At 55.0% G+C, this 26,273-nt stretch carries 22 protein-coding genes; 11 read left to right on the forward strand and 11 right to left on the reverse strand.

From position 1 onward, the window contains the following. Nucleotides 1–16 precede the first annotated feature (16 nt). Nucleotides 17–1,855, reverse strand: coding sequence for a glycoside hydrolase family 15 protein (locus GbCGDNIH6_RS06725; RefSeq protein WP_332455396.1), 1,839 nt, complete (start codon nucleotides 1,853–1,855; stop codon nucleotides 17–19). Nucleotides 1,856–2,182: 327 nt separating this feature from the next. Here GbCGDNIH6_RS06725 and GbCGDNIH6_RS06730 point away from each other — a divergent pair, with 327 nt between their 5' ends. Together GbCGDNIH6_RS06730 and GbCGDNIH6_RS06735 are read left to right on the forward strand one after the other, a co-directional pair. Beyond that, a complete protein-coding gene (locus GbCGDNIH6_RS06730) occupies nucleotides 2,183–4,477 on the forward strand; it encodes a DEAD/DEAH box helicase (RefSeq protein WP_072563310.1) in 2,295 nt (764 codons plus the stop codon). 30 nt (nucleotides 4,478–4,507) lie between these two features. Next, nucleotides 4,508–5,749, forward strand: coding sequence for a class I SAM-dependent RNA methyltransferase (locus tag GbCGDNIH6_RS06735; RefSeq protein WP_072563311.1), 1,242 nt, complete (start codon nucleotides 4,508–4,510; stop codon nucleotides 5,747–5,749). A gap of 21 nt (nucleotides 5,750–5,770) precedes the next feature. Here GbCGDNIH6_RS06735 and GbCGDNIH6_RS06740 read toward each other — a convergent pair whose 3' ends face one another. The 8 genes from GbCGDNIH6_RS06740 to GbCGDNIH6_RS06775 are packed head-to-tail and all read right to left on the reverse strand — an operon-like array spanning nucleotide 5,771 to nucleotide 12,489. Further along, nucleotides 5,771–6,148, reverse strand: coding sequence for a HesB/IscA family protein (locus tag GbCGDNIH6_RS06740; RefSeq protein ID WP_025286724.1), 378 nt, complete (start codon nucleotides 6,146–6,148; stop codon nucleotides 5,771–5,773). Between the two features lie 39 nt (nucleotides 6,149–6,187). Continuing rightward, nucleotides 6,188–6,595, reverse strand: coding sequence for an SUF system Fe-S cluster assembly protein (locus GbCGDNIH6_RS06745; RefSeq protein WP_332455397.1), 408 nt, complete (start codon nucleotides 6,593–6,595; stop codon nucleotides 6,188–6,190). Nucleotides 6,596–6,605: 10 nt separating this feature from the next. Next, nucleotides 6,606–7,097: a Fe-S cluster assembly sulfur transfer protein SufU gene (gene sufU / locus GbCGDNIH6_RS06750; RefSeq protein WP_072563312.1), complete on the reverse strand. Its 492-nt coding sequence runs from the start codon at nucleotides 7,095–7,097 to the stop codon at nucleotides 6,606–6,608. Further along, on the reverse strand, nucleotides 7,094–8,377 hold the full coding sequence (locus GbCGDNIH6_RS06755) for an aminotransferase class V-fold PLP-dependent enzyme (protein WP_198355722.1): 1,284 nt from the start codon (nucleotides 8,375–8,377) through the stop codon (nucleotides 7,094–7,096). Before GbCGDNIH6_RS06755 ends, sufU begins: the two co-directional genes overlap by 4 nt. Beyond that, nucleotides 8,374–9,699: a Fe-S cluster assembly protein SufD gene (gene sufD / locus GbCGDNIH6_RS06760; protein WP_072563313.1), complete on the reverse strand. Its 1,326-nt coding sequence runs from the start codon at nucleotides 9,697–9,699 to the stop codon at nucleotides 8,374–8,376. The genes GbCGDNIH6_RS06755 and sufD overlap by 4 nt, the downstream gene beginning before the upstream one ends. Continuing rightward, nucleotides 9,696–10,445, reverse strand: coding sequence for a Fe-S cluster assembly ATPase SufC (gene sufC, locus GbCGDNIH6_RS06765; RefSeq protein WP_072563314.1), 750 nt, complete (start codon nucleotides 10,443–10,445; stop codon nucleotides 9,696–9,698). The genes sufD and sufC overlap by 4 nt, the downstream gene beginning before the upstream one ends. A gap of 4 nt (nucleotides 10,446–10,449) precedes the next feature. Then, entirely contained in the window at nucleotides 10,450–11,946 is a 1,497-nt protein-coding gene (sufB, locus tag GbCGDNIH6_RS06770) for a Fe-S cluster assembly protein SufB (protein ID WP_072563315.1), read from the reverse strand. Between the two features lie 12 nt (nucleotides 11,947–11,958). Beyond that, nucleotides 11,959–12,489 carry an SUF system Fe-S cluster assembly regulator gene (locus tag GbCGDNIH6_RS06775; protein WP_081370167.1) on the reverse strand — a complete coding sequence of 177 codons (531 nt, stop codon included), beginning with the start codon at nucleotides 12,487–12,489 and terminating at the stop codon, nucleotides 11,959–11,961. 200 nt (nucleotides 12,490–12,689) lie between these two features. On the opposite strand from GbCGDNIH6_RS06775, the gene GbCGDNIH6_RS06780 reads away from it, so the two are divergent. The 7 genes from GbCGDNIH6_RS06780 to GbCGDNIH6_RS06810 all read left to right on the forward strand — a co-directional run bounded on the left by GbCGDNIH6_RS06780 (nucleotide 12,690) and on the right by GbCGDNIH6_RS06810 (nucleotide 20,577). Further along, entirely contained in the window at nucleotides 12,690–13,220 is a 531-nt protein-coding gene (locus GbCGDNIH6_RS06780; protein ID WP_232449737.1) for a Csu type fimbrial protein, read from the forward strand. Between the two features lie 83 nt (nucleotides 13,221–13,303). Next, nucleotides 13,304–14,023, forward strand: a complete 720-nt coding sequence (locus GbCGDNIH6_RS06785; RefSeq protein ID WP_081370000.1) for a fimbrial biogenesis chaperone — start codon at nucleotides 13,304–13,306, stop codon at nucleotides 14,021–14,023. 25 nt (nucleotides 14,024–14,048) lie between these two features. Then, on the forward strand, nucleotides 14,049–16,445 hold the full coding sequence (locus tag GbCGDNIH6_RS06790) for a fimbria/pilus outer membrane usher protein (RefSeq protein WP_072563318.1): 2,397 nt from the start codon (nucleotides 14,049–14,051) through the stop codon (nucleotides 16,443–16,445). A gap of 79 nt (nucleotides 16,446–16,524) precedes the next feature. Continuing rightward, nucleotides 16,525–16,923, forward strand: a complete 399-nt coding sequence (locus GbCGDNIH6_RS12730) for a Csu type fimbrial protein (protein WP_408874864.1) — start codon at nucleotides 16,525–16,527, stop codon at nucleotides 16,921–16,923. A gap of 81 nt (nucleotides 16,924–17,004) precedes the next feature. After that, nucleotides 17,005–18,102: an MFS transporter gene (locus GbCGDNIH6_RS06800; RefSeq protein WP_232450051.1), complete on the forward strand. Its 1,098-nt coding sequence runs from the start codon at nucleotides 17,005–17,007 to the stop codon at nucleotides 18,100–18,102. A 227-nt stretch (nucleotides 18,103–18,329) separates the two neighbouring features. Next, a complete protein-coding gene (locus tag GbCGDNIH6_RS06805; protein ID WP_072563321.1) occupies nucleotides 18,330–19,658 on the forward strand; it encodes a protease in 1,329 nt (442 codons plus the stop codon). Nucleotides 19,659–19,749: 91 nt separating this feature from the next. Then, nucleotides 19,750–20,577: a bestrophin-like domain gene (locus GbCGDNIH6_RS06810; RefSeq protein ID WP_072563322.1), complete on the forward strand. Its 828-nt coding sequence runs from the start codon at nucleotides 19,750–19,752 to the stop codon at nucleotides 20,575–20,577. A gap of 166 nt (nucleotides 20,578–20,743) precedes the next feature. Here the strand turns inward: GbCGDNIH6_RS06810 and GbCGDNIH6_RS06815 are convergent, their stop codons facing one another. Next, nucleotides 20,744–23,530, reverse strand: a complete 2,787-nt coding sequence (locus GbCGDNIH6_RS06815; RefSeq protein WP_072564424.1) for a phosphoenolpyruvate carboxylase — start codon at nucleotides 23,528–23,530, stop codon at nucleotides 20,744–20,746. Between the two features lie 330 nt (nucleotides 23,531–23,860). On the opposite strand from GbCGDNIH6_RS06815, the gene GbCGDNIH6_RS06820 reads away from it, so the two are divergent. Beyond that, a complete protein-coding gene (locus tag GbCGDNIH6_RS06820; RefSeq protein WP_072563323.1) occupies nucleotides 23,861–24,499 on the forward strand; it encodes a DUF4142 domain-containing protein in 639 nt (212 codons plus the stop codon). 135 nt (nucleotides 24,500–24,634) lie between these two features. After that, nucleotides 24,635–25,912, forward strand: coding sequence for a DUF445 domain-containing protein (locus tag GbCGDNIH6_RS06825; RefSeq protein ID WP_232450053.1), 1,278 nt, complete (start codon nucleotides 24,635–24,637; stop codon nucleotides 25,910–25,912). Between the two features lie 16 nt (nucleotides 25,913–25,928). Here the strand turns inward: GbCGDNIH6_RS06825 and GbCGDNIH6_RS06830 are convergent, their stop codons facing one another. Beyond that, the gene (locus tag GbCGDNIH6_RS06830; RefSeq protein WP_072563324.1) at nucleotides 25,929–26,189 is read right to left on the reverse strand and encodes a hypothetical protein; all 261 of its coding nucleotides are present in this window, start codon (nucleotides 26,187–26,189) and stop codon (nucleotides 25,929–25,931) included. Nucleotides 26,190–26,273: the final 84 nt, after the last annotated feature.

Genomic DNA, 26,273 nt, shown 5'->3' on the forward strand with positions numbered 1-26,273 from the left:
TTTCGTTTTAAAAGATTTATGAGCGCTCCTTACGTTGATAGGCAGGACCGCCATCGGCAATGTTCAGGATCGTCGCAATCAGACCAACATGCGAGAAAGCCTGTGGGAAATTACCGACCTGCCGTTTGCGATGGGGGTCGTATTCTTCGGCAAACAATCCGAGATCGCTCTGGATTGCCAACAGGCGTTCAAGCATTCCGGCCGCTTCATCATGCCGCCCCTGCAACACGTAATTATCCGCCAGCCAGAAAGTGCAGACCAGAAAAGCGCCTTCATCGCCTGGCAGGCCATCCGTGCCCTCCTCCGTGCGATAGCGGTACACGAAACCATCCTTGAGCAGAGTCCGCTCTATCGCCGCCACTGTCCCCACCATGCGGGGATCAGTTGCCGGCAAGAATCCGATCAGAGGCAGCACCAGCAGGCTCGCATCCAGCGTATCACCGCCGAAATACTGCACAAAGCTGTTCATCTCCTTGTTAAAGCCCTCGCGGCAGACCGTCTCATGCACTTCATCACGCAGAGCGCGCCAGTGATCGACTGGCCCCTCCAACCCGAAATGCTCGGCATTCAGAACCATCCGATCAAAAGCCAGCCAGACCATCGCCTTGGAGAAGGTGAAATGCTGACGTCCTCCCCGGACCTCCCACAGCCCTTCATCCGGCTCCTGCCATATGGTTTCGAGATATTTGACCAGTGCTTTTTCCAGACTCCAGGAGGAAGCCGGCACTTTCAGCCCTCTCTCCCGTGCCTGGTACAGCGTGTCGATGACTTCCCCATAGACATCAAGCTGCAGCTGCCCGGCAGCCCCATTGCCGATGCGAACCGGAGAGGAATTTTCATACCCGGGCAGCCATGGCACTGACCATTCATCCAGACGGCGTTCACCGGCCAGCCCGTACATGATCTGGATCTGTTCGGCCTTCCCGGCAATGCTACGATGCAACCAGTCGCGCCATTCCTGCGCTTCCTGCCTGTGGCCGCCATGCATCAGGGCAAACAGGGTCAGCGTAGAATCCCGCAACCAGCAATAACGGTAATCCCAGTTGCGGCTGCCACCGATTTCTTCCGGCAGTGACGTGGTTGCCGCAGCAACAATGCCACCGGTTGGAGCATAAGTCAGCGCCTTCAACGTAATCAGCGAGCGTTGCATGACATCCCGCCATGGCCCCTCATAGGTGCACTGGCTGCTCCATTCATGCCACCATGCCTCGGTATGCCGAAGTTCCTCCTCGGCATCCAGCCGAACCGGAGGCGGCAGATGAGACGGGCCGTAGGACAGAACAAACGGAATTTTCCGGCCCTCTGTCACCGTAAAGCGGGCAATGCTGGACAGATTCTCTCCCTCAATCTCCACTGGCGTTCGCAGCACCGTCATGGCAGGGCCGGCAATGGCAGTAATCCCTTCCTCGTCATCCAGATGCATGACCCATGGAACGGAAATCCCGTAATCGAACCGCAGCACAAGATGCATCTGCATCTCTACCGAGCCTTTTCTGCCCTCCACGATACGGATCAGGGAAGAACCATCGTCGTCCGGGTCCGGATGCACTGGCATAAAGTCGATCAACGCGACTTCACCGGTATCGGTCGTGAAAACCGTCTCCAGTACCAGCGTATCATCCCGATACCGTCTTGTGACGCTCACCTTTTCCGGGGCCTTGCCCAATACTTCCGGCGCAATGGCCCAACGACCATGACGGGCCTGCCCCAGCAGGGCTGCAAAACAGGCCGCTCCGTCGAATCTGGGCCAGCAGAGCCAGTCAATGGAACCGTGACGGCTGACCAGTGCCGCCGTCCGGCAATCACCGATCAGACCGTAATCCTCGATGGCCATGGGAAGATCATCGGGCGTCACAGCGCATCACCTGCTGAAAACGGCATGAAGGGGGTATTTATCAGACGCATCTCTGTCTCCTTCTTCTTTCATGCAGCCCTGACCAACGGAGCTATGACGCCCAGTTTGCGACAGGAAGCACCTAGCCTGCCTTGATATTTCCTCTGACGGCAACGCCCCGCACCAGAAAACGGGATACTGGGCGGTCTATGGCAACCTTGACTTTCCGAGGCATTTTCCAGATATGAGCGCATCAATACGCATTGTGCGTAATGGCGTTCCCGATCAACGAGACCAATCCCGGCCAAGGCCGGTTTCGGCGGCCGAGAGCGCGCGAAGCAGCATTCAGTGATTGAGATCGCCACGTTGAACGAGCAACCAGCCGACAAGGCTGAACCGGCCGACCTTCCCGCCGCAGAACAGGCGGATCAGGACGTCAGCAAAAAGCGCCCCTCCCGCCGGAAAACGGCCGCCGCCAAGGCTTCTGTCCTTGCCGATAACAAGGCGGAAAAGCCATTGCGCAGGCGCGCCCCTTCCAAAGCCGTTATGGCTGATGATGTACAGCCCGAGACACCGAAGTCACCGACACGCCGCACCACGGCCGTCAAAAAACCTGATCCCGTTCCTGTGGTGGAAGCTGTCGCAGAAACCGCCATAGAAACAGCGGTGGAAGAATCCGCACCGCGCGGCAAGCGCCGGGTCTCCCGTGGCAAGGCCGCTCCCTCGACGGTTCAGGAATCAGCTGCTGTTGAACCAGTTGAGGACGCACCCCTCCCGGTTGCGCAACCCGCCCCTGCAACGGCAGCGGCAGCAACGGAGGACGCCCCTTCCGTCCGGGTTCGCCGCACGCGTCGTCCAACCCGCCCTGGTGCCCGTTCTGCCACGACGAATACCTCTGCCAGCAACGAGGTACAGGCCGATTCCTCATTAGCGGAGGAGGCCGCGGAAACCATCCAGCCGGCTCCGACTGAAGACACTGTCCAGGCAGTCGCACCAGAAGAAGTCGATGATCGTCCGCTTTTCGCCGATCTCGGCCTGTCGGAGCCAGTACAGCGCGCCATTACCGAAATGGGCTATCTGCATCCGACCCCGATTCAGGCTCAGGCCATTCCGGTGGTGCTGATGGGCCGTGACGTGCTTGGCTGCGCCCAGACCGGCACCGGCAAGACCGCCAGCTTCACCCTGCCGATGATGGACATCCTGTCCGACCGCCGTGCCCGCGCCCGGATGCCACGCAGCCTGATTCTGGAGCCGACCCGAGAACTGGCACTTCAGGTGGCCGAGAATTTCGTCAAATACGGACAGTATCTGAAGCTGAACCACGCTTTGTTGATCGGCGGCGAAAGCATGAACGATCAACGTGACGTATTGAGCAAGGGGGTGGATGTACTGATCGCCACGCCGGGCCGCCTGATCGACCTTTTCGACCGCGGTGGTCTGTTGCTGACCGATACACGCATCCTCGTCATCGACGAAGCCGACCGTATGCTGGATATGGGCTTCATCCCGGATGTCGAGCGTATCGTCAGCCTGCTGCCGCATAACCGGCAGACGCTGTTCTTCAGCGCCACCATGGCGCCGGAAATCCGCCGTCTGGCCGATGCATTCCTTCAGAATCCAAAGGAAATCACGGTTGCCAAGCCTGCCTCCGTCGCCACCACCATTACATCCGGTCTGGCTCTGGTCGGCGAAATGGACAAGCGGAAAGCGCTTCGCCATCTACTGCGGCAGGAGAAAGTGCAGAATGCGCTGATCTTCTGCAACCGAAAGCGTGATGTCGATATTCTGACAAAATCGCTGGTCAAACACGGGTTTGCCGCCGGCCCGCTGCATGGCGATCTGGCACAGAGCCTGCGTTTTGCTACGCTTGAGAAGTTCAAGGCAGGCGCCTTGCAGCTTCTGGTCTGCTCCGACGTCGCCGCACGTGGCATTGATATTGGCGGGTTGAGCCATGTATTCAATTTCGACGTACCGATTCATGCGGAAGATTACGTGCATCGTATCGGCCGCACCGGTCGTGCCGGACGGGAAGGCGCTGCGTTCACGCTGGCTTCGCCGGATGACAAATTTGCCGTCGATGCGATCGAGAAGCTGATCAGCGCCCCTATCCCCCGTATCGAGATCGAGGGATTGGAGCGCGCCGAATGGTCGGAAGAGCCGAATCGTGGCCGTGGTCGCCGTCATAATAAAAATGGCAAAGGCGGCAAAGGAAATAACCGCTACGGCAACCGCGGGCAGGACAGCGCAAGGAAAGATCACGCTTCCACCGAAACCGATGCCAAATCACAGGCTGACATCACGCCTGCTCCCGCAGCGGAGGGTGGGACTGTACAGCCTGCGCCAGCCCCGACCCAGCCAACCCAGTCACAGGATCGTCGCCATCGCTCCCGCAATGACGAGCATGGCCGGCAGAAGCATTCGGGTGGCCATAACCAGCCGCATGCACAGGGATCAGCGTCATCCAATGCCGCGGTGGAGGATCGTCGTCCGCAATCCGGCCGTGACCGGCGCCGAGATGATGATCTCGGACCCTCCGTACGGGGCTTTGGTGATGATGTTCCGGCATTCATGCTGCTGCCGCGCCGGATTGACAAAGACATCCGACCCGACGACACAGCGGACGCTGCCGACGGTCTTTCCTGAGACCGTCCGGCTGCCCCGCATGAGGCATTCATGACAATTGCATTGCGGGTCGCCCGTCTCGGCGCGGAGGCTGATGGAGTTTGCCCGGCTGAAAGGGATCAACCGACTATCTACGTTCCGTATGCTCTGGACGGAGAACTGGTCGAGGTTTCCGAAGCAGGCAAGCGTGGCGATGCGCTGATTGGCCAGATCGAGCGCATTCTGGAAGCCAGTCCGCACCGTGTGGAACCGGTCTGTCAGCATTTCGGCATTTGCGGTGGATGCGCCATGCAGCATACCGATGATGGCGGCCTTGGCTGGAAAGCTGGACAAACTGCCTCTGCTCTCAAAGCAGTGGCCCCGGATGCGTTACCTGCCGCTTTCAGCACATGGCAAAGCCCACCTGCAGTACGGCGCAGGATTGATTTCGGGTTGCGCCGTAGCGGCAAAACCGTTCTGGTCGGGCTGCACCGTTCCCGCTCTTCCGAGATTGTCGATATTCAGCACTGCCCGGTGATTGATCCCTCCCTGATGGAGCTGATCACCGCACTGCGTAATGTGTTGCCTGCTCTCGGCTTGCTGAAACGTGAAGGCAGTGCCGTCGCCAATATGACGGAAAACGGAATTGATCTGCTGCTGCGCACGGATCGCCTCCCTTCTGTCGAGGATCGCACCCTGCTGGCGGCTTTCGCGCATCAACACGGGCTGGCCCGCATTTCCTGGGCCGAGGGGGAGCGGGGACACTCCGAGGTGCTGTGCCAGTTGCGTGACCCCGTTATTACCTTCAACGGGCACAGCGTCACGGCCCCTCCCGGCGCCTTTCTTCAGGCCAGCCGCGCCGCAGAGGATGCCATTATGGCAGCCATCGAAGCCGGGCTGCCGAAAAAGCGACGCAAGATCGTCGAATTATTCGCGGGTATCGGTACCTTCACCCTGCGCCTGAAACCAGGCATGGCCTATGAAGGCGATGAAGCCGCGGTTGCTGCCGTCAAGCGGGCCGGATTTGGCCAGATCACCCGCAGAGACCTGTTCCGACAGCCGCTACAAGCCGCCGAGCTGCGCGGGGTGGATGCCGTGATTCTCGATCCACCCCATGCCGGTGCGGCGGCACAATGCGCCACGCTGGTACAAGCCAAAGTGCCCAGGATCATCTATGTCAGCTGCAATCCTCATGCCCTGCGGCGGGATGCCACCCTTCTGGCCGGAGCAGGGTATCGGCTGGTGTCGGCCTCCGTGATCGACCAGTTTCTCTGGTCCACGCAGATTGAAACGGTGGCGGTGTTCAGCCTCTGATCCGACTGCGCGCGTGCAGGGTCAGACGTGGAAGCTTTCCCCGCAGCCGCAACGGCCTTTTTCATTAGGATTGATAAAGGTAAAGCCTGCCTCAAGCTGCTTCACCTGATAATCCATCACCGTGCCGATCAGAAACAGGGTCGCCTTGCGGTCGATCAGGACGGTGACGCCCTTGTCGATCACCACCTCATCCCCCTCGCCTTTTTCCTCGACCCAGCTCATGTCGTAAGATTTGCCGGAGCATCCCTTGGTGGATACGGCAATCCGCAACAGCCGTCCCTGCTGGCCGGTCGTATAAAGCTGCTGCAACCGCTCGGCGGCTGCATCGGTCAGTGACATCAACGGTGGCAAAGCACGACGCGGTGCCGTTCCTGTTGTCTGATTTGTATCGACTGTCATTGCATCATACCCCGTGTCAGACCACTTTGTCAGGCCGGCCTAAAACATATTCAGTTGCAGCCTGGCATCTTCACTCATCCGGCTTGGATCCCATGGCGGATCCCACACCGTTTCAACATGCACGGAGGTCACGCCCGGAACAGCCGCAACAGCATGATGCACCTGTTCAGGCAGTTCCTGTGCGCTCGGGCAGGCCGGGGCGGTCAAAGTCATTTCGACCTTCACCTTGCCATCCTCATGGATGTCAATGGCGTAGATCAGGCCAAGCTCGTAGATATTCACCGGTATTTCCGGATCATGCACACTCGCCACCGCAGCAATCACCGCATCTTCCGTCACGGCGGGGCGCGTTTCACCATCAGGCGTCCAGCTGCCATGGGTCGCTGGAGGGGTCGCCGATACGGCAGTGTCATCTGCCGGCGCCATGTCGATCTTCGAATCAGTCATGGTGCATATTCTATCCTTCATCCAGCTCCAGCGCAGCCGAGAGGGCCCGCCAGGGCAGCGTCGCGCATTTGATCCGGGACGGGTACTCATGCACTCCGCCCAAAGGTTGCAGGCGGTTCAGCGCCGCACGGCAAACCGGACACTCCAAATCGGGCACCTGCCCGCTCCGGACCAGAGCATGAAAGCCCTTCATCACATCGTGCGCCTGCGCACGATTTAAACCCCTCACCGTCTCTGCCATCAGATCAGCGGAGGCAATGCTGATCGCACAGCCTTTGGCTTCAAACCCGATAGCCTCAACGACCTCATTCCCATCATCCGGCGTTCCGGTGGCGATAAACACCGTCACCTGATCGCCGCAGAGCGGGTTATCGGCCTCCCTCGACAGGGAGAAAACAGGCAGGCGCTGTCCGTGCAGGGGCTTTTTGCCATGACGCAGGATCAGGTCATGATAGAGATCTCTGACATTATCGTCAGCCATGCCAGCCTGCACTGCCGTCATGCCAGAAAATCCCTCACTTTCGTAAGAGTGTCGGCAAAGAAGTCGATTTCGTCCCGGGTATTGTATACTCCGAATGTCGCCCGGGCCGTCCCGGAGAGAGACAGGCGACGCATCAATGGCTCCGCGCAATGATGCCCGGCCCGCACCGCAATCCCCTGACGATCCAGCAGCGTCGCCACATCATGCGGATGGCCATGATCGAGCACAAAACTGATCACACCACCACGATCAGCAGCCTGACCGATGATGCGCAGACCCTCTATGGCGTTGAGACGAACCAATGCATGGCGGGTCAGAGCCTGCTCATGCTCTTCCAGTGCCTCGTAGCCGATCGCCTCCACATAAGCGATCGCGGCTTTCAGGCCGATTGCCTCGATAATGGCGGGCGTACCGGCCTCGAATTTATGCGGTACATGCGCCCAGGTGGAGTGCTCGAACGTGACTGATCCGATCATGTCTCCACCGCCCATGAAAGGCGGCATGGCTTCCAGTAATTCACGTTTCGCCCAGAGTACACCGATCCCGGTCGGGCCGTAGAGCTTGTGGCCGGTAAAAACGTAGAAATCCGCATCCAGCGCCGTCACATCCACCCGGCGATGTACCACAGCCTGCGATCCATCCAGCAGAACTTTCGCACCGTGCTTATGTGCGAGGGCAATCACCTCTGCCACCGGCACATAGGTTCCCAGCACGTTCGACATATGCGTGATCGCGACAAGGCCGACCTTCCCGTCTGACAGCAGATGCGTAAAAGCCGCCATATCAAGCTCGCCAGCATCAGTCACCGGAGCAATACGCAGTTCGACACCCGTCTCATCCCGCAGCATCTGCCACGGCACGATATTGGCGTGATGCTCCATTTCGGAAATCAGCACAGCACGACGGTCACTTTTCGCAAGGATACCCCGCCCGTAGCTGTGAGCGACGAGGTTGATTGCTTCCGTGCTGTTCCGGGTAAAAACGATCTCCTCCCGCGCTGACGCACCCAGTAAACGGGCCACCGCATCACGGGTTGATTCGTATTCTTCCGTCGTCCGCTCGCTCAGCCAGTGCAGGCCGCGATGAACATTGGCGTATTGCGTACGCATCGCCTCGCTCATCGCCTCGATCACGCTGACCGGCTTCTGGGCCGAGGCACCGCTATCCAGAAACACCAGATTCTTGCCACGGATCGTCTGCGACAGGATGGGGAAATCCTGCCTGATCCGGGCCACATCGAAACCGGCCGGGCTGTGTTGCGTCTCCCGCAGCGCGATCTCCCTGTCGACGGTCGTATTCATGCGGTTTCCGACGCTTCTTCATGCGCCCACCATGCATTGATCGCACCGTCCAGAATGGCACGGGCCCCTTCATGGGACACGGTATCGATGGCTTCCGCCAGAAAAGCCCGCACAAGGATAGCGCGGGCCTGCACTTCCGGAACACCGCGGCTACGCAGGTAGAACATCTGATCCGCATCCAGTTCGCCGACCGTTGCACCATGGCTGCATTTCACGTCATCCGCGAAAATTTCCAGCTCCGGCTTGGTGTCGATCTCGGCCTCGCCAGACAGCAACAGCGCGGCATTCATCTGATAGCCGTCCGTCTTCTGCGCCTCCCGCGTGACCTCGATCTTACCCTGAAACACGCCGCGGGAGCGTCCTGCCAGCACATTGCGAACGGCCTGCCGTGATGAACATCCCGGCGCGGTGTGGCGCACGATGCTGGTGATGTCCCCAACCTGGTGATCCCGCAATAACTGGGCGCCATGCACATGCACCGCTCCGCCCTCGCCATCGAGCCGGGCATGGAACTCGGCACGTGCCACCCGAGCACCCATATTCAGCACAAAGACCTCATATCGTCCCCGTGCCGCGACATCAGCGAAAACGGTAGCAATATGGAAAGCGTGCTGATCCTCGTTCTGCCAACGAATATGCTCCAGCACCGCATCCTCCGCCACGCTGATCTGTGTCACCGCATTATGCAGATAGGTGCCGTGACCCTGGCAGATTTCCACCAGAGTCAGGCTCGCCCCACTGCCGAGACGGATCGTATGGCGCGGATGAAAATCCACTGCCTCCCCCGACATATCAGAAGCCAGATTGACCAGCACGATCGTGCCGGCAGCAATGCCGGAGGCAATGGTCAATACCATGCCATCTTCGGCCAGCATCGTATTGAGTGCCACCAGCGGCACACCATCACTGCCAGTACGTTCGCCAAAAGTGGCAGAATGCCCGAAATGTTCCAGCTGAATCCCGTCTCTGCTTCCCTCCAGCAGACCGGGGTCAGACAGATCGGGACGAAAACGGCCATCCAGAAAAACCAGGCGGGGTGCACCCAGATCAGGCACATCACCGAGCTGACGGCTCCCAGATCCATCCGTTTGTGTCAGGGGTTCCCGGAAACGAATATCGGCCAGCGGGCGCAGGGACGTATACTTCCACGCCTCCACACGCTGGGTAGGAAGGCCCGTCCGATCGAATACCTGGGCAGCCTCAGCCCGAACAGCCCCATCTCCGGGCATACGATCGCGCAATCCCTGAAACCGGGAGAGAAACGACACACCCAGCGTTTGCAGGGGCTGAAGAGCGACAGCAGGCGGCTGAACGGCGTTCATGCGGCCTCCTTGATCACTGCGGCATATCCATCGCGCTCCAGTTGGCGCGCCAGTTCAGGGCCGCCGGAGCGGATGACCCGGCCCCCGAACAGCACATGCACATGATCAGGTACGATATGATCAAGCAGACGCTGATGATGAGTGATGATCAGCGCGGAAAAATTCGGCCCCCGCAGCGCATTCACGCCATCGCCAACGATTTTCAGGGCGTCAATGTCCAGCCCGCTATCCGTCTCGTCAAGAATGGCAAGGCGCGGACGCAGGATAGACATCTGCAACACTTCATTGCGCTTTTTCTCACCGCCGGAGAAACCGACATTGACGTTCCGCTTCAGCATGTCATCCGGCATTGACAGACGCTTTGCCTCGGCACGGGCGAGTTTCAGAAAGGCGGAGGCATCCAGCTCCTCCTCTCCGCGTGCACGTCGCACCGCATTCAGCGCGGTACGCAGAAAGTTCATATTGTTGACGCCGGGCAACTCGATTGGCGACTGGAAAGCAAGGAACACACCAGCAGCGGCCCGTTCCTCCGGCTCCATCTCCAGCAGTTCACGCCCCTCGAACAGGGCGGAACCGCCCGTCACTTCATATCCTTCATGCCCGGCCAGAACATAGGACAAGGTGCTTTTACCGGAACCATTTGGACCCATGATTGCATGGATCTCACCTTGCGGCACTTGCAGGTCGATGCCCTTGAGGATCGGTTTGTCCTCGATTTTCGCTTGCAGATTTTCGATCTTGAGCATCGTTTTAACCCACCGAACCTTCCAGACTGATGGCCAGGAGTTTCTGTGCCTCCACAGCGAACTCCATCGGCAATTCCTTCAAAACTTCCTTGCAGAAGCCATTGACGATCAGATTGACCGCATCTTCTTCCGACAGGCCCCGGCTGCGGCAGTAGAACAGCTGATCATCCGCGATTTTGGATGTCGTGGCTTCATGCTCGATCTTTGCCGTCGGATTGCGGCTTTCGATATACGGCACTGTATGCGCACCGCAGAGATCGCCGATCAGCAGGCTGTCGCACTGGGTGAAATTACGCGCGTTCTGCGCTTTCGGCATCATCTTCACCAGGCCGCGATAGGTATTGTTCGAGTGCCCTGCGCTGATGCCTTTCGACACGATTGTGCTGGTCGTGTTAGGGCCGATATGGATCATTTTGGTCCCGGTATCGGCCTGCTGACGATTGGTCGTAACAGCCACAGAGTAAAACTCACCGGTGCTTCCCTCACCCAGTAGCAGGCAGGATGGATATTTCCACGTAATGGCCGAACCGGTTTCAACCTGTGTCCAGCTAATCTTGCTGCGCGCACCACGGCAAGCACCGCGTTTGGTCACAAAGTTGTAGATACCGCCACGACCTTCGGCATCGCCCGGATACCAGTTCTGCACGGTGCTGTATTTGATCTGCGCATCATCAAGGGCCACCAGCTCCACCACCGCGGCATGAAGCTGGTTCTCGTCACGCTGGGGTGCCGTGCAGCCCTCCAGATAGCTGACATAGGCCCCATCCTCCGCGATGATCAGCGTGCGCTCGAACTGACCGGTGTTTTTCGCATTGATGCGGAAATAGGTGGACAGCTCCATCGGGCAGCGCACCCCTTTCGGAATGTAAACAAAGCTGCCATCAGTAAACACAGCGCTGTTCAGAGCCGCATAGAAATTGTCGGAGGCCGGCACCACGCTGCCCAGATACTGCTTCACCAGTTCCGGATGCTCCCGCACCGCTTCGCTGATTGAGCAGAAGATCACACCGACCTTGGCCAGACTTTCCCGGAAAGTAGTGGCAACTGACACGCTATCGAACACCGCATCCACCGCAATACCGGGGGATGCCGAGGCCGGCAGTGCCTCCGCCCCCTCAACACCGGCCAGAAGCGCCTGCTCTTTCAGCGGAATACCAAGTTTCTCATAGGTGCGCAGCAGCTCAGGATCCACCTCATCCAGAGTTTTGGGGCCGGGCTTTTTCTTCGGGGCAGCGTAGTAATGCAGATCCTGAAAATCTATCGGCGCATGTGCGATCCGCGCCCATTCCGGCATCTCCATCATCTTCCAGGCGGCAAACGCCTTGAGACGCCATTCCAGAAGCCATTCCGGCTCTTCCTTGCGGCTGGAAATCAGGCGGATCGTATCCTCGGTCAGGCCCTTCGGGGCCATATCCATTTCGATCTCGGTTTCCCAGCCCCATTTATAGCCGGATTCCGTGACGGATTTGACGGTATCAAGGGTTTCAGCAACGGCTGGCATGGCAGGCTCCTGTCACTCCGCGACGGACAACACGACATGCTCATGGCACGCCGGAGTCTTATAACCGCTTGAAGAGGATTGCGTAGGCTGGGATGGCAAAACGGTACCGATAGGGGCACCACCCATCGGCTGCCTTGCCATATCGGCAAGGCTGATGGAGGACAAAGCTGTCGCAATCGCGTGGTTCACCATATCCCATCGTCCCCGCATGGGGCAGAGGCAGGCGGCATCACAATCCAACTGTGCACCTTCAACACAGGCGGTCAGGGCAATCGGTCCTTCCAAAACCCGGATTACATCGGCAATGGAAATCTGATCAAGGGAACGATTCAGACGGTAGCCGCCATGCGCGCCCCGCTGTGACACCACCAATGTCCCCACTGATAAAGCCTTGAGCACCTTGGCCACGGTTGGTTCCGGAACACCGGTGGCAGCCGCAATACACGATGCCGTTTGTACCCGGTCTGATGCCTCACCGGATTCTGCGGCCAGACGCATCAGCACCACCACCGCATAATCTGTCAGTTTTGACAGCCTGAACATCTGCTCCACCATAACTGGACCAATTCAGTCCTGTTTGGAGAAATGGGCCATACTTGTCAAAAGATCAAGAGCAAAAAAATTAGGCTTTTAATCCCATAGAAAAAATATTTTTAAGCCGGAATCATTTATTTTGTTGACATCACTCCAAAAGAGTTTTTTTACGTGCAAAAATCTCTTTATTGCAACGCAGAATTTTTGCAATGGTTCAAGAAATGATCTTCAAAATTTTCAGCTCCAGTAAAAATATCAAAATAGTGTCCATTATTCTGGTTGGAGCGATTGGCTCTCTGATTCCTCTCAAGTCAATCGATGCTGCAACCAGTACGACGACTTTTCAGGTTACTGCAACTGTACAAGCCTCATGTGTCATTCAGGCTGCAAATCTTTCATTTGGTAACTATAGTGGTTCGCAAACTGATGCGACATCTACGATCCAGGTAACATGTACGAATTCGACACCTTATAATGTCGGACTAAGTGCTGGCACGGGTTCTGGCGCAACGGTATCAAACCGTAAGATGACCCTGAACGGAACTTCAGTACTTCCTTATGCTCTATATTCAGACTCGTCACGCAGCACAAATTGGGGCAACACCCCCAATCAGGATACAGTCAGTGGAACAGGTAATGGTTCAGCACAGAGCCTGACCGTCTATGGCCGTATTCAATCAGGGAATTATCCTAGTCCCGGGTCCTATGCAGATACAATCACGGCAACTGTTAATTTCTAAAAAAGATTATTTTTCTTAGGAAGAATTCTCCGGCATTTATAGTAATTTTCTGCTTTAATATTGTCAAAATACCCGAGATATTCATGCTGATATTTAATTTTAACCGATGGGCTGCTGCCTTTCGAATATTCCTGGCTTTATTGTGTCTATTGATAGGCAGCAGTAAAATTTATGCACAGGGAATCAGCATTACGCCTGTCAGCATATCATTAGCCTCAGGGCAAATGACATCCTTCGTGACATTAACGAATTCAGGAGATGCGGACTTGTCATTTCAAGTCCGTAGCTTTGAGTGGAGTTCGTCTCCAGAAGACCCCTATAATCTTACACCGACAGATCAACTTTTGGTCAGTCCACCACTCGGCACCATTGCGCCGCATGAGAGTCAGACAATACGTATTGTGTTACGCCGGGCAGCAACCACCAGTGAAAGCAGTTATCGGATTCTGATTGACCAAATCCCTGCCCCAGGAACAATCGGTACAGTCAATGTCGCTATACGTCTGTCTATCCCACTGTTTGCAGCCCCACCATCACCCGTCAGCCCACATCTGAAATGGTCCATTGAACGATCAACTGCAGGAACTTTTCTCACTGCTCTTAATACAGGAGAGAAACATCTGAAAATTTATGATGTTTCTCTGTCCAATGGTCACAAAAATACAAAAATTAAAGTGGAGATATCCCCTTACATTCTTCCACACACAATACAAAAATGGAAAATACCCGATAATATTGAAAATTCTGAACAAATAATTATTTCAGGAAAATCAAATGAAGGAGATTTCAAAGAAAAAATATAATTATTTATGTATTTAGGCGATCGAAATGATTTTGTTTCGTTTTATTTTATCATTTTTATTTTTTATATTTCCATTTAATACAACAGCATTTGCTGCAGATATAAAACTTCTACTGGATGTTATCATTAATGGAAATAAAATACAAAAAATTGGTGAGTTTGTAGAGAAAAATAATACATTATATGCTTCCGGCACGGAATTAACCGAATTGGGGCTCAAAATTCGCCCATCTTCTCAAACCAATGACCTGCTAGCACTTAAAAATCTGGATGGAATAAAGTTCACGCTTAATCAATCTACACAGACCATCCATATCATCGCGGAAGAAAAAGCATTGCTTCCGGCCTTGCTGGCAGCATCTCCTAAAGCGCGATCCGATATGTATCAGGGAAGTACCGGTTTTAACCTGTCTTATGATATTCAGGGTTCTATAACGGGCAATGTTCCTTACGGAACCGGATCATTCACCGCGCGGGCGTTCTCACATTACAGTCTCTTCTCATCATCTCAGACTGTTTACGCTGGCGTAGGACCTGCAGGCGCAGGATCGGTTTCTGTTATCCGCCAAGACACCACCTATACTTATTCCAATCCGCAGACGTTAAGGCGATATCGTTTTGGTGATGTCATCGGTGGTAGTTTACTTTGGACACGCCCAATAAAGCTGGGAGGCATCCAAATCGCCACGGATTTCTCCATGCAACCTGAAAATCTGCCGTTTCCTGTTCCGTCGGTAGAAGGGTTGGCAAATGGCCCATCAAGGATCAGCCTATTGATGAATGGGTTACCAATTTTCAATCAGCAGATTTCCAGTGGGCCTTTTGAGATTTCTCGCCTTCCGGTCATGACCGGTGCGTCAGAACTAACCAGCATTGTAACCGGTTTAAACGGCCAGCGGACGACGACCACGATACCTTTCTATGCGAGCCCGTTGCTGCTGAAAAAAAACCTGTCTTCTCTGTCAGCCGAAGCAGGGTTTCTCAGGCGTTATTGGGGAACACTGTATTCTGAGTATGATAATTTTGCGGGATCTGCGACCTACCGCTACGGTATTTCCTCACGCCTGACATTAGAAGGGCATGTGGAAGCATCTCAAAAAGTGATCGAGACAGGCATTGGCACTGATTGGAACTGTTTTAACCTTGGTATCGTCAGCATGACAATGGCAGGCAGCAATGCTGGCGGTGGATCAGGCACACAGGAATCAATCGGATTTCAAAGAAATGGACGGCACCTTAGTTTTGGATTCTCGGAGCTGATCAGCGATTCAAAGTTCCGCGATCTGGCCCGTCTGACGGGCAGCCCAGTCCCCAAAAAACAGTTGAACGCCTATATCGGATACTCATTTCAAAGATTAGGTTCAATTAATTTTAGTTATAATCAAACCAGTCTCTACAGCATGCCGATTTCCTTAAGCTATTATGTGCCGCCAGGAACTTTCAATACCAGCAACATGCCGATACCTGGAACCACGATAACAACCGCTGATAGTGGATTGGTTACGTTACAACCAGCACAAAAGACCGAGATTTTGTCGATCAACTATTCTTTACAGGTCGGTAAGGTTTCCCTGTATGCAACAGCCTTCAACGCGATATCGGGCGGAGGGGGATATGGAGCTTTCTTTGGCATGAGCATTCCTCTGGGAAATCGATCATCAGCTTCAGTAAACAGCGGAGCAGGCCAAACAAGACCTTATCAGCAGCTTCAGGTTAACCAGACGGCCAATGTGCCAGGAGATTTTGGCTACCAGTTGAACATCTCTCATGGCAACCAGAATATCCAAACCGGCACAGTAAATTATAAATCCAGGATTGGGACAATCTACGGAGGCATAGATCATATTGGGGCAACCACAACTTATCGCGGGGAAATACAAGGTGCCATTTCTTATATAAATGGCGGATTTTTCCTTTCAAATCAAATATTTGATAGCTTTGCAGTTGTGGATACAAATGGGCTCCCCCATATACATGTCTACAGCAACAATCGACCGATGGGACAAACAGACAGCAATGGCCTGTTGCTACTGCCTGACTTGAACTCCTTTACCGACAATAAAATTTCCATTGATCCCGGCGACGTGCCTCTCGACGCAGATCTTGCGAGCATCGATTATACAGTAAAGCCGATGGATCATACTGGCGTGGTGATACCATTCCGCATAAAAACAACCATGTCAGCACTCATCCACTTTGTGACCCCAAATGGCGTGCCTTTATCATTGGGAAGCTCAGTACAGCTCACGCCCCCCTCGCCTATTGGCTATGATGGGAGCGCCTATTTGACGGGGCTAAAACCTGGAAACAACAGGGTCAAAATTCTGCTTTCAAATGGCCAAAAGTGCTACGCTTCCTTTAATTATGCTTTTTTACCTGCTACTATTCCCACGATTGGTCCTATCCCGTGCATACAACAGTGATATCATGATAAAATTACGATATCTTAAAGCAGTTCCATTGATCCTGTTTGCTGTTCTTGTACTGTTTCCAAAATCATCGATGGCTCAATGTATAGTATCAGTCAGCAATTTGAATTTTGGAGTTTATAATCCATACTCTCCGACCCCGGCAACTACATCATCCAATATTAATGTCACATCATGCCCTATATTATTCGGATCCTATAGCATCAGCCTCAATACAGGTCAGAATGCAGGCGGATCGTATTATAATAGATCAATGAGATATAATTCACAATGGCTTAAATATCAAATATATACTTCAAATGACCATTCAAATATATGGGGCAATAATAGTCAAGGAACAGTTATGCAATATGGATATTGTTATTTTTTTTCTTGTAATAATTCTTTTACCATGTATGGTGTTATTCCACGTTACCAAAATATATCTCCAGGATTCTATGCTGATACCGTCGTCGTTACGATAACTTATTGATTTTTTTAAAATTGGACGTTTACAGGATATATATCCTTGGTAATTAGGATCCCCTTTATATCTCAGGCCACTGTTATTCTGGTGGCAAGCATTTTCGGCTTGGGATATAGCCTGAGCGCAGCCCTAATTGCTCTCCGACTGGAAAACAGCGGGGCGAGTAGCCTAAGCATCGGCCTAAATGCTGCTATGCATGCCGTTGGTGTGCTGATCACTGCCATACTTCTTCCCCGCTTCAGTGTTCGGTTCGGTATGCGCTTTCTGCTGCTGCTTTCCCTTCTGGCGACGACAATTATTCTAATCTTGTTTCCTCTGATGCCATGGAGCTGGACCTGGTTCCCCCTGCGTCTGGGACTGGGGATTGCAACCGAGATTCTGTTCGTCCTCTCCGAAACATGGACTAACCAGCTTTGCGACGATACCTCCCGCGGGAAGGTTATGGCTTTTTATATGACCGCCATGTCCACCGGTTTCGCAGCCGGGCCCCTACTGCTATCCGCTACCGGAACAGGCGGCTTTGCGCCATGGCTGGCAGGAGGTGCTTTGTCACTGCTGGCCGCGCTGGTCCTGCTGCTGGGCACGACGACACCACCGCCCGCGCAACCCAAGGGACATGGCGGTTTTCTACATTACCTCCGCCTTGCCCCTGTTGCCCTTTTCAGCACTGCCCTCAATGCAGGGGTGGAAGCCGCTGGGATGTCGTTCCTTCCTCTCTATGCAATGAGTGCCGGATGGGGCGAAAATGGCGCGACGCAGCTTTTATCAACACTGATGCTCGGCGCGATCGCGCTCCAGCTGCCGATCGGATGGCTTGCTGACCGGATGCCACGGGAGAAACTGATTCTTCATCTTGCCCTGATCGCCGGCATCGGTGCCCTTGCCTGGCCTTGGTTAATCAGCCTTGGTGCAATCGCCTATATCGCCCTGTTTGTATGGGGAGGCGTTTTCGTAGGTATTTACACCGTGACCCTGACCCTGATTGGCAGCCGATTCTCCGGCAGCGACCTGGTGGGGCTGTATGCGGCAGCGGGGTTGGCCTGGGGCGTGGGGGCACTGCTGGGCCCATCGGCAGTCGGGGCCGCCAACATTCTGACAGCCCAAGGCCTTCCAGTCGTCACTGCGGCCTCCTGCCTGATTTTTGCCTTATTCATACGCCGCTATGTTTACCGATCAGCCTCATGACCGAGCCTCATAATCATCCATCCCTCATTACAAAAACATTATTATAACAAGAAAAGAATGACAGTTATTGAGCAAACTGAGGCAGGTTGCTAAAAAAACGGATGTTCCTGCTTTTTCAAGCTGGCAATCTTGCCTCCAGCCTTCATGGCCGGGACCATAATTGACGATATCTGATTGGCTTTATGAATTTGCCGGATATCAAGCCAGTCGGACGATAAGGAACGTTCATGATCAGATTAATATTGCTTTTGCTTGGTGCCGGTATCGTCAAGCGGCGCTGGCGTTTTCTGCTGACATTGGGAATTTTATGGGCCGGTTGCGGCGTGTTTCTGGCGTTTGATGCGCTGGACGAACATTACGTCATTCCGGTGCGCTATCTCGGTTACGTCATGATCATCGAAGGGCTGGCCACAGCCTCCTCTGCATCCGCGGCCACTGGCACAGCGCAGCGGTTGAGGTGGTTCAAGGCACTTTCTCTGTTCATGATCGGGGGGCTTGCTGCGCTGAATCACCACCATGCTAATCTGGTCCTTGCCATTCTGCTGGGGCTGTTCATTGCTGTTGATGGCATCATGAAGGTCAGCAGCGCACAGATTGTGAGGTTTCCCGGATGGCGCACTGCACGCGCCATCGGAATAGGCGAAATCTTTTTCGCTATTTTTGTCCTCGAGCCATATCCAACTTGGTACAAGGCAACAGTCGGCGTCAATATGGGTGCATTGATGCTGCTCTCCGGCCTTGGCCTTGTGCGGTTGGGATTGCGGTTAAAACAACTTCCTGATGATGCACCGCTTTCCCCCATTCTCCAGCAGGGTCTTTCCGGATGGACATTCATTCCTGCCCCTGCCAACCAGACAGAGCAAAACACTCAACCTGCACAGATCGGTGAACTGATCGTGCATGTATGGACCCCTACCGGCCTGTCACCCAGCCAGATCCGCTCCGGCAGGCTTATCGGGCGCTATATCGCTGCTGTCGATCAAAACGGGGTTGTCTCAACCGGGCACGCTGCACTGGAAATGGCGCCGGACGTTTACATCAGCCATTATCCGAAAAACGAAATCGACCGGAACCCTGGGGAATTTGGACGTATTCTCCGGGCTACTCGCGACAACGATGTAGAGGGTCGCTTTCTGCCTACCTATCAGGAAGAAGCAGCAGGATGGTGCGAAGCCACGGCCCATGTCCGCTTTGAGCAGTTCGACGCGGCCCGTCTGCGGGCTTTCTGGAATACCTATCGGCAAGACAATACCTACAATCTGACCAATCGTAACTGTTCCAGCGTCGTCGCACAGGCTCTGGATGCCGCACTGGAAGGTGCCTTGACCGCACGCACAGCACGGCTACCTCTGTCACGGCTGATGCGGATATTCCTTAGCCCTGAACTCTGGGTTGCTGGATTGCTGCGCCAGCGTGCCGAATCTATGGCCTGGACGCCGGGATTAGTGCTGGATTACGCCCGTGCCCTGTCCGCCGTTATTGAGCCGCCCGCTATTTCCTGGCTGTCACTTGCGGCCCGTGCATGGCGACGGCAAAAGCGTACACAGGCATCATGAACAAGCATGTGCCATCAAAGCTAAGACTTGGCGCGATAAAACATTTCTATTATCATTTAGACCGCTCCCAAAATAAATGTTAGACTCTTTCATGGAAGCAGCAGATTTCTCTGCCAATATCCTGGCTCAATGGCCCAATATTGTCATTATCGGGATATTTTGCGGGGCTCTGGTTATTGCTCAATATTTGGTGCAGTTTCTTGCCAAAAGAATCTTCCCTCCCACCGTCCTTGCCGAATATAACCTATCAGCTCTGGATACGTTTCGTGTTCTTGGTCCCTTGGCGGGTGTATTTATCAGCTTCTCACTGGTGCAGGGGATTGCCGAATATCGTGCAACCGGACGCCAGATAAGTCTTGAGGCCACGGATGCCTATCAGCTTGACCGCGCCCTTGCTGGAACAGATCTGGGTGATAAGGCAACCCCGGCCCGGCTGGCCCTGAGTGCGTACATCCAGTCTGTGGTAACGGATGAGTGGCGTGGATTGCGGGAGGGGAAAACCGAAGCTTCGGTAACATCGCAGACAATGCAGGCCCTGCAGGAAGAGGTTGAATCTTTGGTCAATCAGCTGCCTCCCTCCATGCGTGTTGCCAACGATATTGATAAAAACTTCGACGATCTGCAGGATGACCGCGCCAAGCGGTTAGCCGTTGTGCGAGGCGGGCTTCCTTCGATCATGTGGTGGGTACTTGGCATGTTGCTGCTGCTGCTGCTGATCTGCTCGGCTTTTCTGGCACGTCCGAACAGGATTTACATTCACCCGCTACCGACATTGTTTATGGCCGGGCTGGGGATCATGTCCGGGCTTCTGTTTATTATCGACCGCCCCTATCAGGGGGAGCTTTGCGTCAGCCCGGCCCCCCTGGTGAAGGTTCTCAAGCAGCTTAATATGCGTCTCCATATTGATCATACAGGCTAGGCCCGATCACCATTCCGTTCTGGCAGCCTACAAAAGACGCTTTTGCAAGCTTTCAGATCCTCGCATATCTGAACGGCAACCCCACCTAGTCACACCATCAAGAAAAAGCCGCGATCCCATCTGATCGCGGCTTTCCTGTTTTATCGACTGTTTTGAGGGATGCTATTCATCCAAAAGCGCCCACCTCATGGCTGATGGCCGTGCCGATCTCCCGCACCAGATCAAACATATCGCTCATCGGTTGGAAAATAGCGGCATGCTCATGAGCATAGCTGCTGCCTTGGCGTTCGGTCGATGGTTCAAAATAATCCCGTTCCACCGCAGGATCTGGCGCAGGCGGGAATACCTGACTCAGAAGATTGAGGGCAAGAGGAATTTCCAGCCGCAAAATCAGGGCTTCCAGAGCCTGACGCGTTACTCCATGACGAGGCGAAAAATCAGGAATTTCCGTCTCCAGAAGCCAGATACGATGAATCAACGCCAGCCTCAGCGCATGCAGCAGGCGCTCACGCATGGTCATGCGCGGTGCATCAGACCAGCCTGCACGCAGTTGCAGGTGATCCACCTGAATGCGCCGGAACATCGCCTGTGTCACCGCCGCCAGACCCAGCCGCTCCACCGCCTTGGCTACCAGCATCAGCGCCTTTGTCTTCCGCTGATCGGTTTCCCTCTCATGCGCAGCACGATCGAGCCAGGTGGTGGGATCGAATGTCGCCACCACGGCACGCAATACGTCCAGATCAGAATGGCGCAACGCATGCTCGGCCAGATTCATGGCCCGACGGAAACGGAAGCTGTTCTGATAAAGATCGTCGAACGTTTCAGGATGACGGATCAAGGCTGCACCAATCCCGTGAATGGAATTGGCACACCAGCCCAACTGCTGAAGGATGGCGTTATTGGGGATGGCCCGCAATTCGCGCGGATGGCTAATCTGCGGACGCCCCACGGCTCCATCGCTCTGGCGGGCGGCCGGGCGGGAACCGGTCTTGTCGATCAGAGCCGGGCCGAACGCACCCAACAGGGCGGCATAGCCCGGATCTTCCACCAGTTCTTCCATATGCGTACGGATGGTCGTGAAGTAATCCGAGGCAAAATCCTGCTCATCATAAACGGGATCTTTCGGACCGGACATACGTGGGAAAGCATGTTCCGCAATTCGGGCAATCGTCGCCGTTGCCAGCGCCGGAGTGCCGAACAACAAATAGCCATCACCACCTTGAAAAGCACTTTCCTCACGCACCACAACGCCTGCAGCACGCAGGGCCTTGCGGCTTTTGGTGGGCGAAAGATATTTCAGGCGATCATAGAGTGAACCGGGATGCGCACCACGTCCGATGCTTTCGCCATGCGTATCGAACAGAATCACCTCGACACCCTTGACGTCATAACGGGCCAGCAACTCGGCAATTTTCATACGCAGGCGTTCGATCAGATAGCTGGCGGCCAGCTGCCCAACATAACGACCGGAATCCGAATAACCGAACTGAAGTGCAAGACGACCGGTCTTTTGCAGATAGGCGCGGTAATGCGGGCTGCGCAGCGCTTCCTGCAGGATTCGAGCGCCCTGTTCCAACGCATCGGCGGTCTCGAACAGCGGAGAAATCTCGATCCGGTCCTCTATTCCCAGAAGCCTTGCCAGCCACAGCGCAGTCAACAGCGTGTAACCGCTCTCGGTCTCGGCGATCAGGAATCTGACCGGTGCTGCATTGTCGATGTGTTTGACAACCTGCGCCACCGTCATCATCAACCGTGCCGCCGAAGCCTGCTCAGCAATCAGCGTACCGAAATCGATATTAACGGGCTGAACAGTATCGAGCGCCTCGTTGATCTTGCTCAGCAGAATACGACGACGGGACTGATCCTCCGGCGGATCTGTAATGCCCAGACGCTGCCGGGCGACATTGTGCAGCTGGGTCGCATTCAGACGTACATGCGTATGAGCCAGAGACATGGAATGCGACACCAAGCCTGCGCGAATCACGCACAGTGCCAGTCTGGTTTCCTCATCCGCCGTGCTGATCACCGCATCAAATTGCGGCAGCAGGGCAGCAGGATCAGTAATCGCTTCCTGCCGACGTGTAATGAGTGCCTGAGCAAAAGCCTGCACGCCATCGGGATTCGGTGTCGTCGGGCATGCCTCGATCTGGGTCGAAACGGCCTCAATCGCCTGATTCACTGTGCGCTGAAGCGCATCGGTTCCCGCAAGCGGAGCCAATTGTGCCAGAACGCGCTCCAGTTGCAGACGCTTCATACGCAGGCGCAGGCGTAACGTATCCCACCAGCCGATATCGGTACGACCATCCGTATCGTAGCCCACCCAGCTGGTTAGAATAACCGGCCTTGGAGTCAGATCGCTCCAGCGATCCGACCAGACATCGCGGGCGGCCACCAGCAGGTTGCGGTTCAACTGATCGATGGCATCACGGCCATTGATAATGGCAGCAACTGCCTGATCGAACTCGTCTTCCAGCGTTACGGAAGGGGGACGATGCGATTCGAAAGAAGATACTTCAGCACCACTGGCTGCTTCTGCCAGCGCGTGACCAACCTCAGCTGGCATCGAAAAAGTCGGATGAGCCGTAAAGACGGCGGCAAAGCGGGTTCGCTCGACCTTGGGTTGAAAATCACGAAAAGAAATCGGGCTGTCATTTGGGTCGGGCCTCACCACACGCTGGGCCACATGAGCCAGCGCCTCGTCAGCCCCTTCAATCCCACCAACATAATTGGCAAGCCTGCGCGAGCGGTCGAGATAGGCGGCATCTCTCAGATGCTTTACCAGCGCCACGAGAGAGGCGTGACTTAATGATCCGCTTTCGATTCGGCGCGCAATCGCAAGCGCCACTGAAAGCATCGGATTGCCGAACGGGTCTTCGGTAGAGCGCTCCACAGAGCGTTCTGTGACCGAAAGTAATTCGGCTGCCAGGTCCGCAGGTGCCTGCGTGTCGTGCATGTCTGCCATCACCGGAATTTTGTGCACAGGCTCAAAGAGAACGCAAACCCCTTTCGCATGGTCTTCCTTTCAAACTCTCGTTCTGTCATCACATAAGACAAAAGCAATCTTATGATAAAATTAATCTATTATCAGAATTAATAGTAAAATATAACAGCATCTATAGCAATAAAATTATAGCTCTTTTTGGTCGCAATCCTTACGGAAGGAAGCTAGGCAGGATATAAATCTCAATTATTTTAACTTTTTGCCTCTGGACAGGCTACGGAACCCTCGCGCAACCATATTGTTACCACCTTGCCTAAAACATGACACAGGAGAGAAATTCTTATGGCACGTCGCTTCGGCTGGGCTCTCGGACTGCTGGTTCCGGTCGCCGCTTGCTCCAACCCGCCTGCGCCGCCCCCGGCCCCGCCAGCCCCGACCGTCAGCGATACGGATCGTAGCTTCGTGACAGCTCTCACCCAGGCTAATCTGGCAGAGATACAGGCTGGTGATCTGGCCTCCAAAACCTCGAACAAAGCCAGCATCCGCAAGCTGGGCAGCCAGATGTCCAATGAACATAGCCAGCTGAACGAAAAGCTTGGCACACTGGCAAAAGCGAAGGGCATTGATGTCCCTACCCAGCCCAATGAACAGCAGCAGGCTGTCTATCAGAAGCTGCAGGGCGAGCGCGCCAGCCGATTCAACAACGATTATGTGGATTCTGAGCTGGACGGTCACAAAGCGCTTGAGCCGGTACTGAACCTGGAAATCAACCAGGGTTCAGATGCTGATCTGAAGAAACTGGCGGGTGATACCCTGCCGGTGATCCAACTGCATGTAAAAGAGCTGGAAGCCCTGAAAACCGGCAAGACCCCGCGCCGCCTGCGCCATGGTGCCGCAGCGGCAACCATACCGCCAGTCGTCCAGTCCGCTGCGCCTGCCGCTCTGGCTCCGGCCCCGGCAACTGCCCCTGCTGCGCAGTAATCAGCGCCGGTTCATAAGAAGGATGCCGTTTCTGCGGCATCCTTTTTTATGACTACCAAGGAGGCTGTTTTTCCATACTCTGATCAGGTGCTCAGACCGTTGGAACCCTCCCCTCTTTTTCCGCCTCCTCGCATGATGCTCCCGGTGCAGGATAAGCCTGCCCGTGACAGGCTACTTCAGGCAAAACGCCTCGCCCTTTTTCTGCTTCTGTTTATGCTGGGCCTCTCCCTGCTGGCCCTGTTCATTCCTTCCAGTTTGGGGGCAGGATGGGTCAAAGGCATGATCGGGGCAGCCGCCAATGCCGGGCTGATCGGCGGACTGGCTGACTGGTTTGCCGTCACTGCCCTGTTCCGTCATCCGCTGGGTCTGCCTGTTCCGCACACTGCGATTATTCCAGCCCAGAAGCAAAGACTAGGACAGGCACTGGGACGTTTTGTCGCTCAGCATTTCTTTACGCCGGCGGAAATATCCCGCGCGGTCAAAACCATCGACCTTGCCGGCATTTTTCAGCGGCTGCTCAATGATCCTTCCATCTTCCTGCCCGCATCACAGGCGGGGGCGAGACTGGTGCCGCGTCTGTTGTCCAGTATGGAGGCGGGTCGGGCACGCAAACTGGTCATCCGGCTGCTGCCACGCCTGATGGGTGGGCAGGCTGCCAGCGCGGTGATCGCACGCGCCCTGAATGGTCTGGTCGATGGGGGCAAGCATCAGGATATTTTTACCCTGCTGCTCAACGCCCTAAGGGATACGCTGCATCAGAAAGAATCACAGCTACACGGTATCATCGCCCAGCGCGTCTCCGAGCATGGCGGACGGCTGGTCGGCTGGGTCGTCGGTGCTCAGATCGCCAGCAAGGTTCTGGCTGCGATCAATGTTGAACTCGATAAAATGGGGCCTGATCAATCAGACCTGCGTCTTGCCTTTGATGAATGGGTACGGGTTCAGATTGGTAAGTTACAGAACGATCCCGCCCATGCTGCAGACATGGGAAAAGCCGTCACCAGATTAATGGCAGAACCTGCCGCGCAGGCTTGGCTAAAAGACATATGGCAACGCCTGCGCAGTACTATCGTGACCGATGCCAATAGAAATGACGGCCGTACCGTTCTGATTATTCAGGGTTTTCTAGGTGAGCTTGGCAGTCTGCTCGAACAAAGCCCTGATATGCGGGACACATTAAATCGCGGAGCAGAGTCAATTATCCTGAACGCACTTCCGTCGTTACAGGAATCGCTGTCTCAGTTCATTGCCTCGGTCGTGGCCGGATGGGATACGGAGACAATTACCGACAAGCTTGAGCTACGGATCGGACGCGACCTGCAATTTGTGCGCGTAAACGGAACTTTGGTTGGCTTTGTCGTCGGCGGCGCGCTTTATGCAGTGCTGCGGGTAATCTCCAGCCAGATCGGCTGAACAGATCGATTTTTATTCAGAAAAAGCTGCTGTGCATGGCACTGCGAACACGCAGCACCCGTGCGGCGACATAGGCCACCGCCAAGGCAACGACAGCCACCGGAATCATAAGCACAGCCAGCCAGATCGCCAATGCAGCCGCCGCAAGACCCGCCATGATCATGGCTGCCACCATGGCAGAGACAGCAAAGCGCGCACTGAAGGGTGGGCGAACCGGGCGGCGGAACTCACCATCCAGCGTCATATCCAGCACAGGGGGAGATGACTTTTTCTGCATACTGTCCATCTTGATCGAGGCCTCCTTGCATACAAGGCTGACGAGCGGCTCAAGTTCCTGCCACCATAGGGCTAATAACGCCCT

The sequence above is a fragment of the Granulibacter bethesdensis genome (assembly GCF_001889525.1).
In the GTDB taxonomy this organism is placed as follows: Bacteria; Pseudomonadota; Alphaproteobacteria; order Acetobacterales; family Acetobacteraceae; genus Granulibacter; species Granulibacter bethesdensis_C.

Excerpts from the sequence above, each read along its gene's own strand:
- GbCGDNIH6_RS12730 (WP_408874864.1), top strand. The coding sequence starts at position 16,525 with ATGGCTCAATGTATAGTATCAGTCAGCAATTTGAATTTTGGAGTTTAT.
- GbCGDNIH6_RS06805 (WP_072563321.1), top strand. The coding sequence starts at position 18,330 with ATGATCAGATTAATATTGCTTTTGCTTGGTGCCGGTATCGTCAAGCGG.
- GbCGDNIH6_RS06735 (WP_072563311.1), top strand. The coding sequence starts at position 4,508 with ATGACAATTGCATTGCGGGTCGCCCGTCTCGGCGCGGAGGCTGATGGA.
- GbCGDNIH6_RS06830 (WP_072563324.1), bottom strand. The coding sequence starts at position 26,189 with ATGCAGAAAAAGTCATCTCCCCCTGTGCTGGATATGACGCTGGATGGT.
- GbCGDNIH6_RS06745 (WP_332455397.1), bottom strand. The coding sequence starts at position 6,595 with ATGACTGATTCGAAGATCGACATGGCGCCGGCAGATGACACTGCCGTA.
- GbCGDNIH6_RS06780 (WP_232449737.1), top strand. The coding sequence starts at position 12,690 with ATGGTTCAAGAAATGATCTTCAAAATTTTCAGCTCCAGTAAAAATATC.
- sufB (WP_072563315.1), bottom strand. The coding sequence starts at position 11,946 with ATGCCAGCCGTTGCTGAAACCCTTGATACCGTCAAATCCGTCACGGAA.
- GbCGDNIH6_RS06775 (WP_081370167.1), bottom strand. The coding sequence starts at position 12,489 with ATGTTCAGGCTGTCAAAACTGACAGATTATGCGGTGGTGGTGCTGATG.
- sufC (WP_072563314.1), bottom strand. The coding sequence starts at position 10,445 with ATGCTCAAGATCGAAAATCTGCAAGCGAAAATCGAGGACAAACCGATC.
- GbCGDNIH6_RS06785 (WP_081370000.1), top strand. The coding sequence starts at position 13,304 with ATGCTGATATTTAATTTTAACCGATGGGCTGCTGCCTTTCGAATATTC.
- GbCGDNIH6_RS06825 (WP_232450053.1), top strand. The coding sequence starts at position 24,635 with ATGCTCCCGGTGCAGGATAAGCCTGCCCGTGACAGGCTACTTCAGGCA.
- GbCGDNIH6_RS06820 (WP_072563323.1), top strand. The coding sequence starts at position 23,861 with ATGGCACGTCGCTTCGGCTGGGCTCTCGGACTGCTGGTTCCGGTCGCC.
- GbCGDNIH6_RS06755 (WP_198355722.1), bottom strand. The coding sequence starts at position 8,377 with ATGAATACGACCGTCGACAGGGAGATCGCGCTGCGGGAGACGCAACAC.
- GbCGDNIH6_RS06790 (WP_072563318.1), top strand. The coding sequence starts at position 14,049 with ATGATTTTGTTTCGTTTTATTTTATCATTTTTATTTTTTATATTTCCA.
- sufU (WP_072563312.1), bottom strand. The coding sequence starts at position 7,097 with ATGACGGCAGTGCAGGCTGGCATGGCTGACGATAATGTCAGAGATCTC.
- sufD (WP_072563313.1), bottom strand. The coding sequence starts at position 9,699 with ATGAACGCCGTTCAGCCGCCTGCTGTCGCTCTTCAGCCCCTGCAAACG.
- GbCGDNIH6_RS06810 (WP_072563322.1), top strand. The coding sequence starts at position 19,750 with ATGGAAGCAGCAGATTTCTCTGCCAATATCCTGGCTCAATGGCCCAAT.
- GbCGDNIH6_RS06815 (WP_072564424.1), bottom strand. The coding sequence starts at position 23,530 with ATGCACGACACGCAGGCACCTGCGGACCTGGCAGCCGAATTACTTTCG.
- GbCGDNIH6_RS06740 (WP_025286724.1), bottom strand. The coding sequence starts at position 6,148 with ATGACAGTCGATACAAATCAGACAACAGGAACGGCACCGCGTCGTGCT.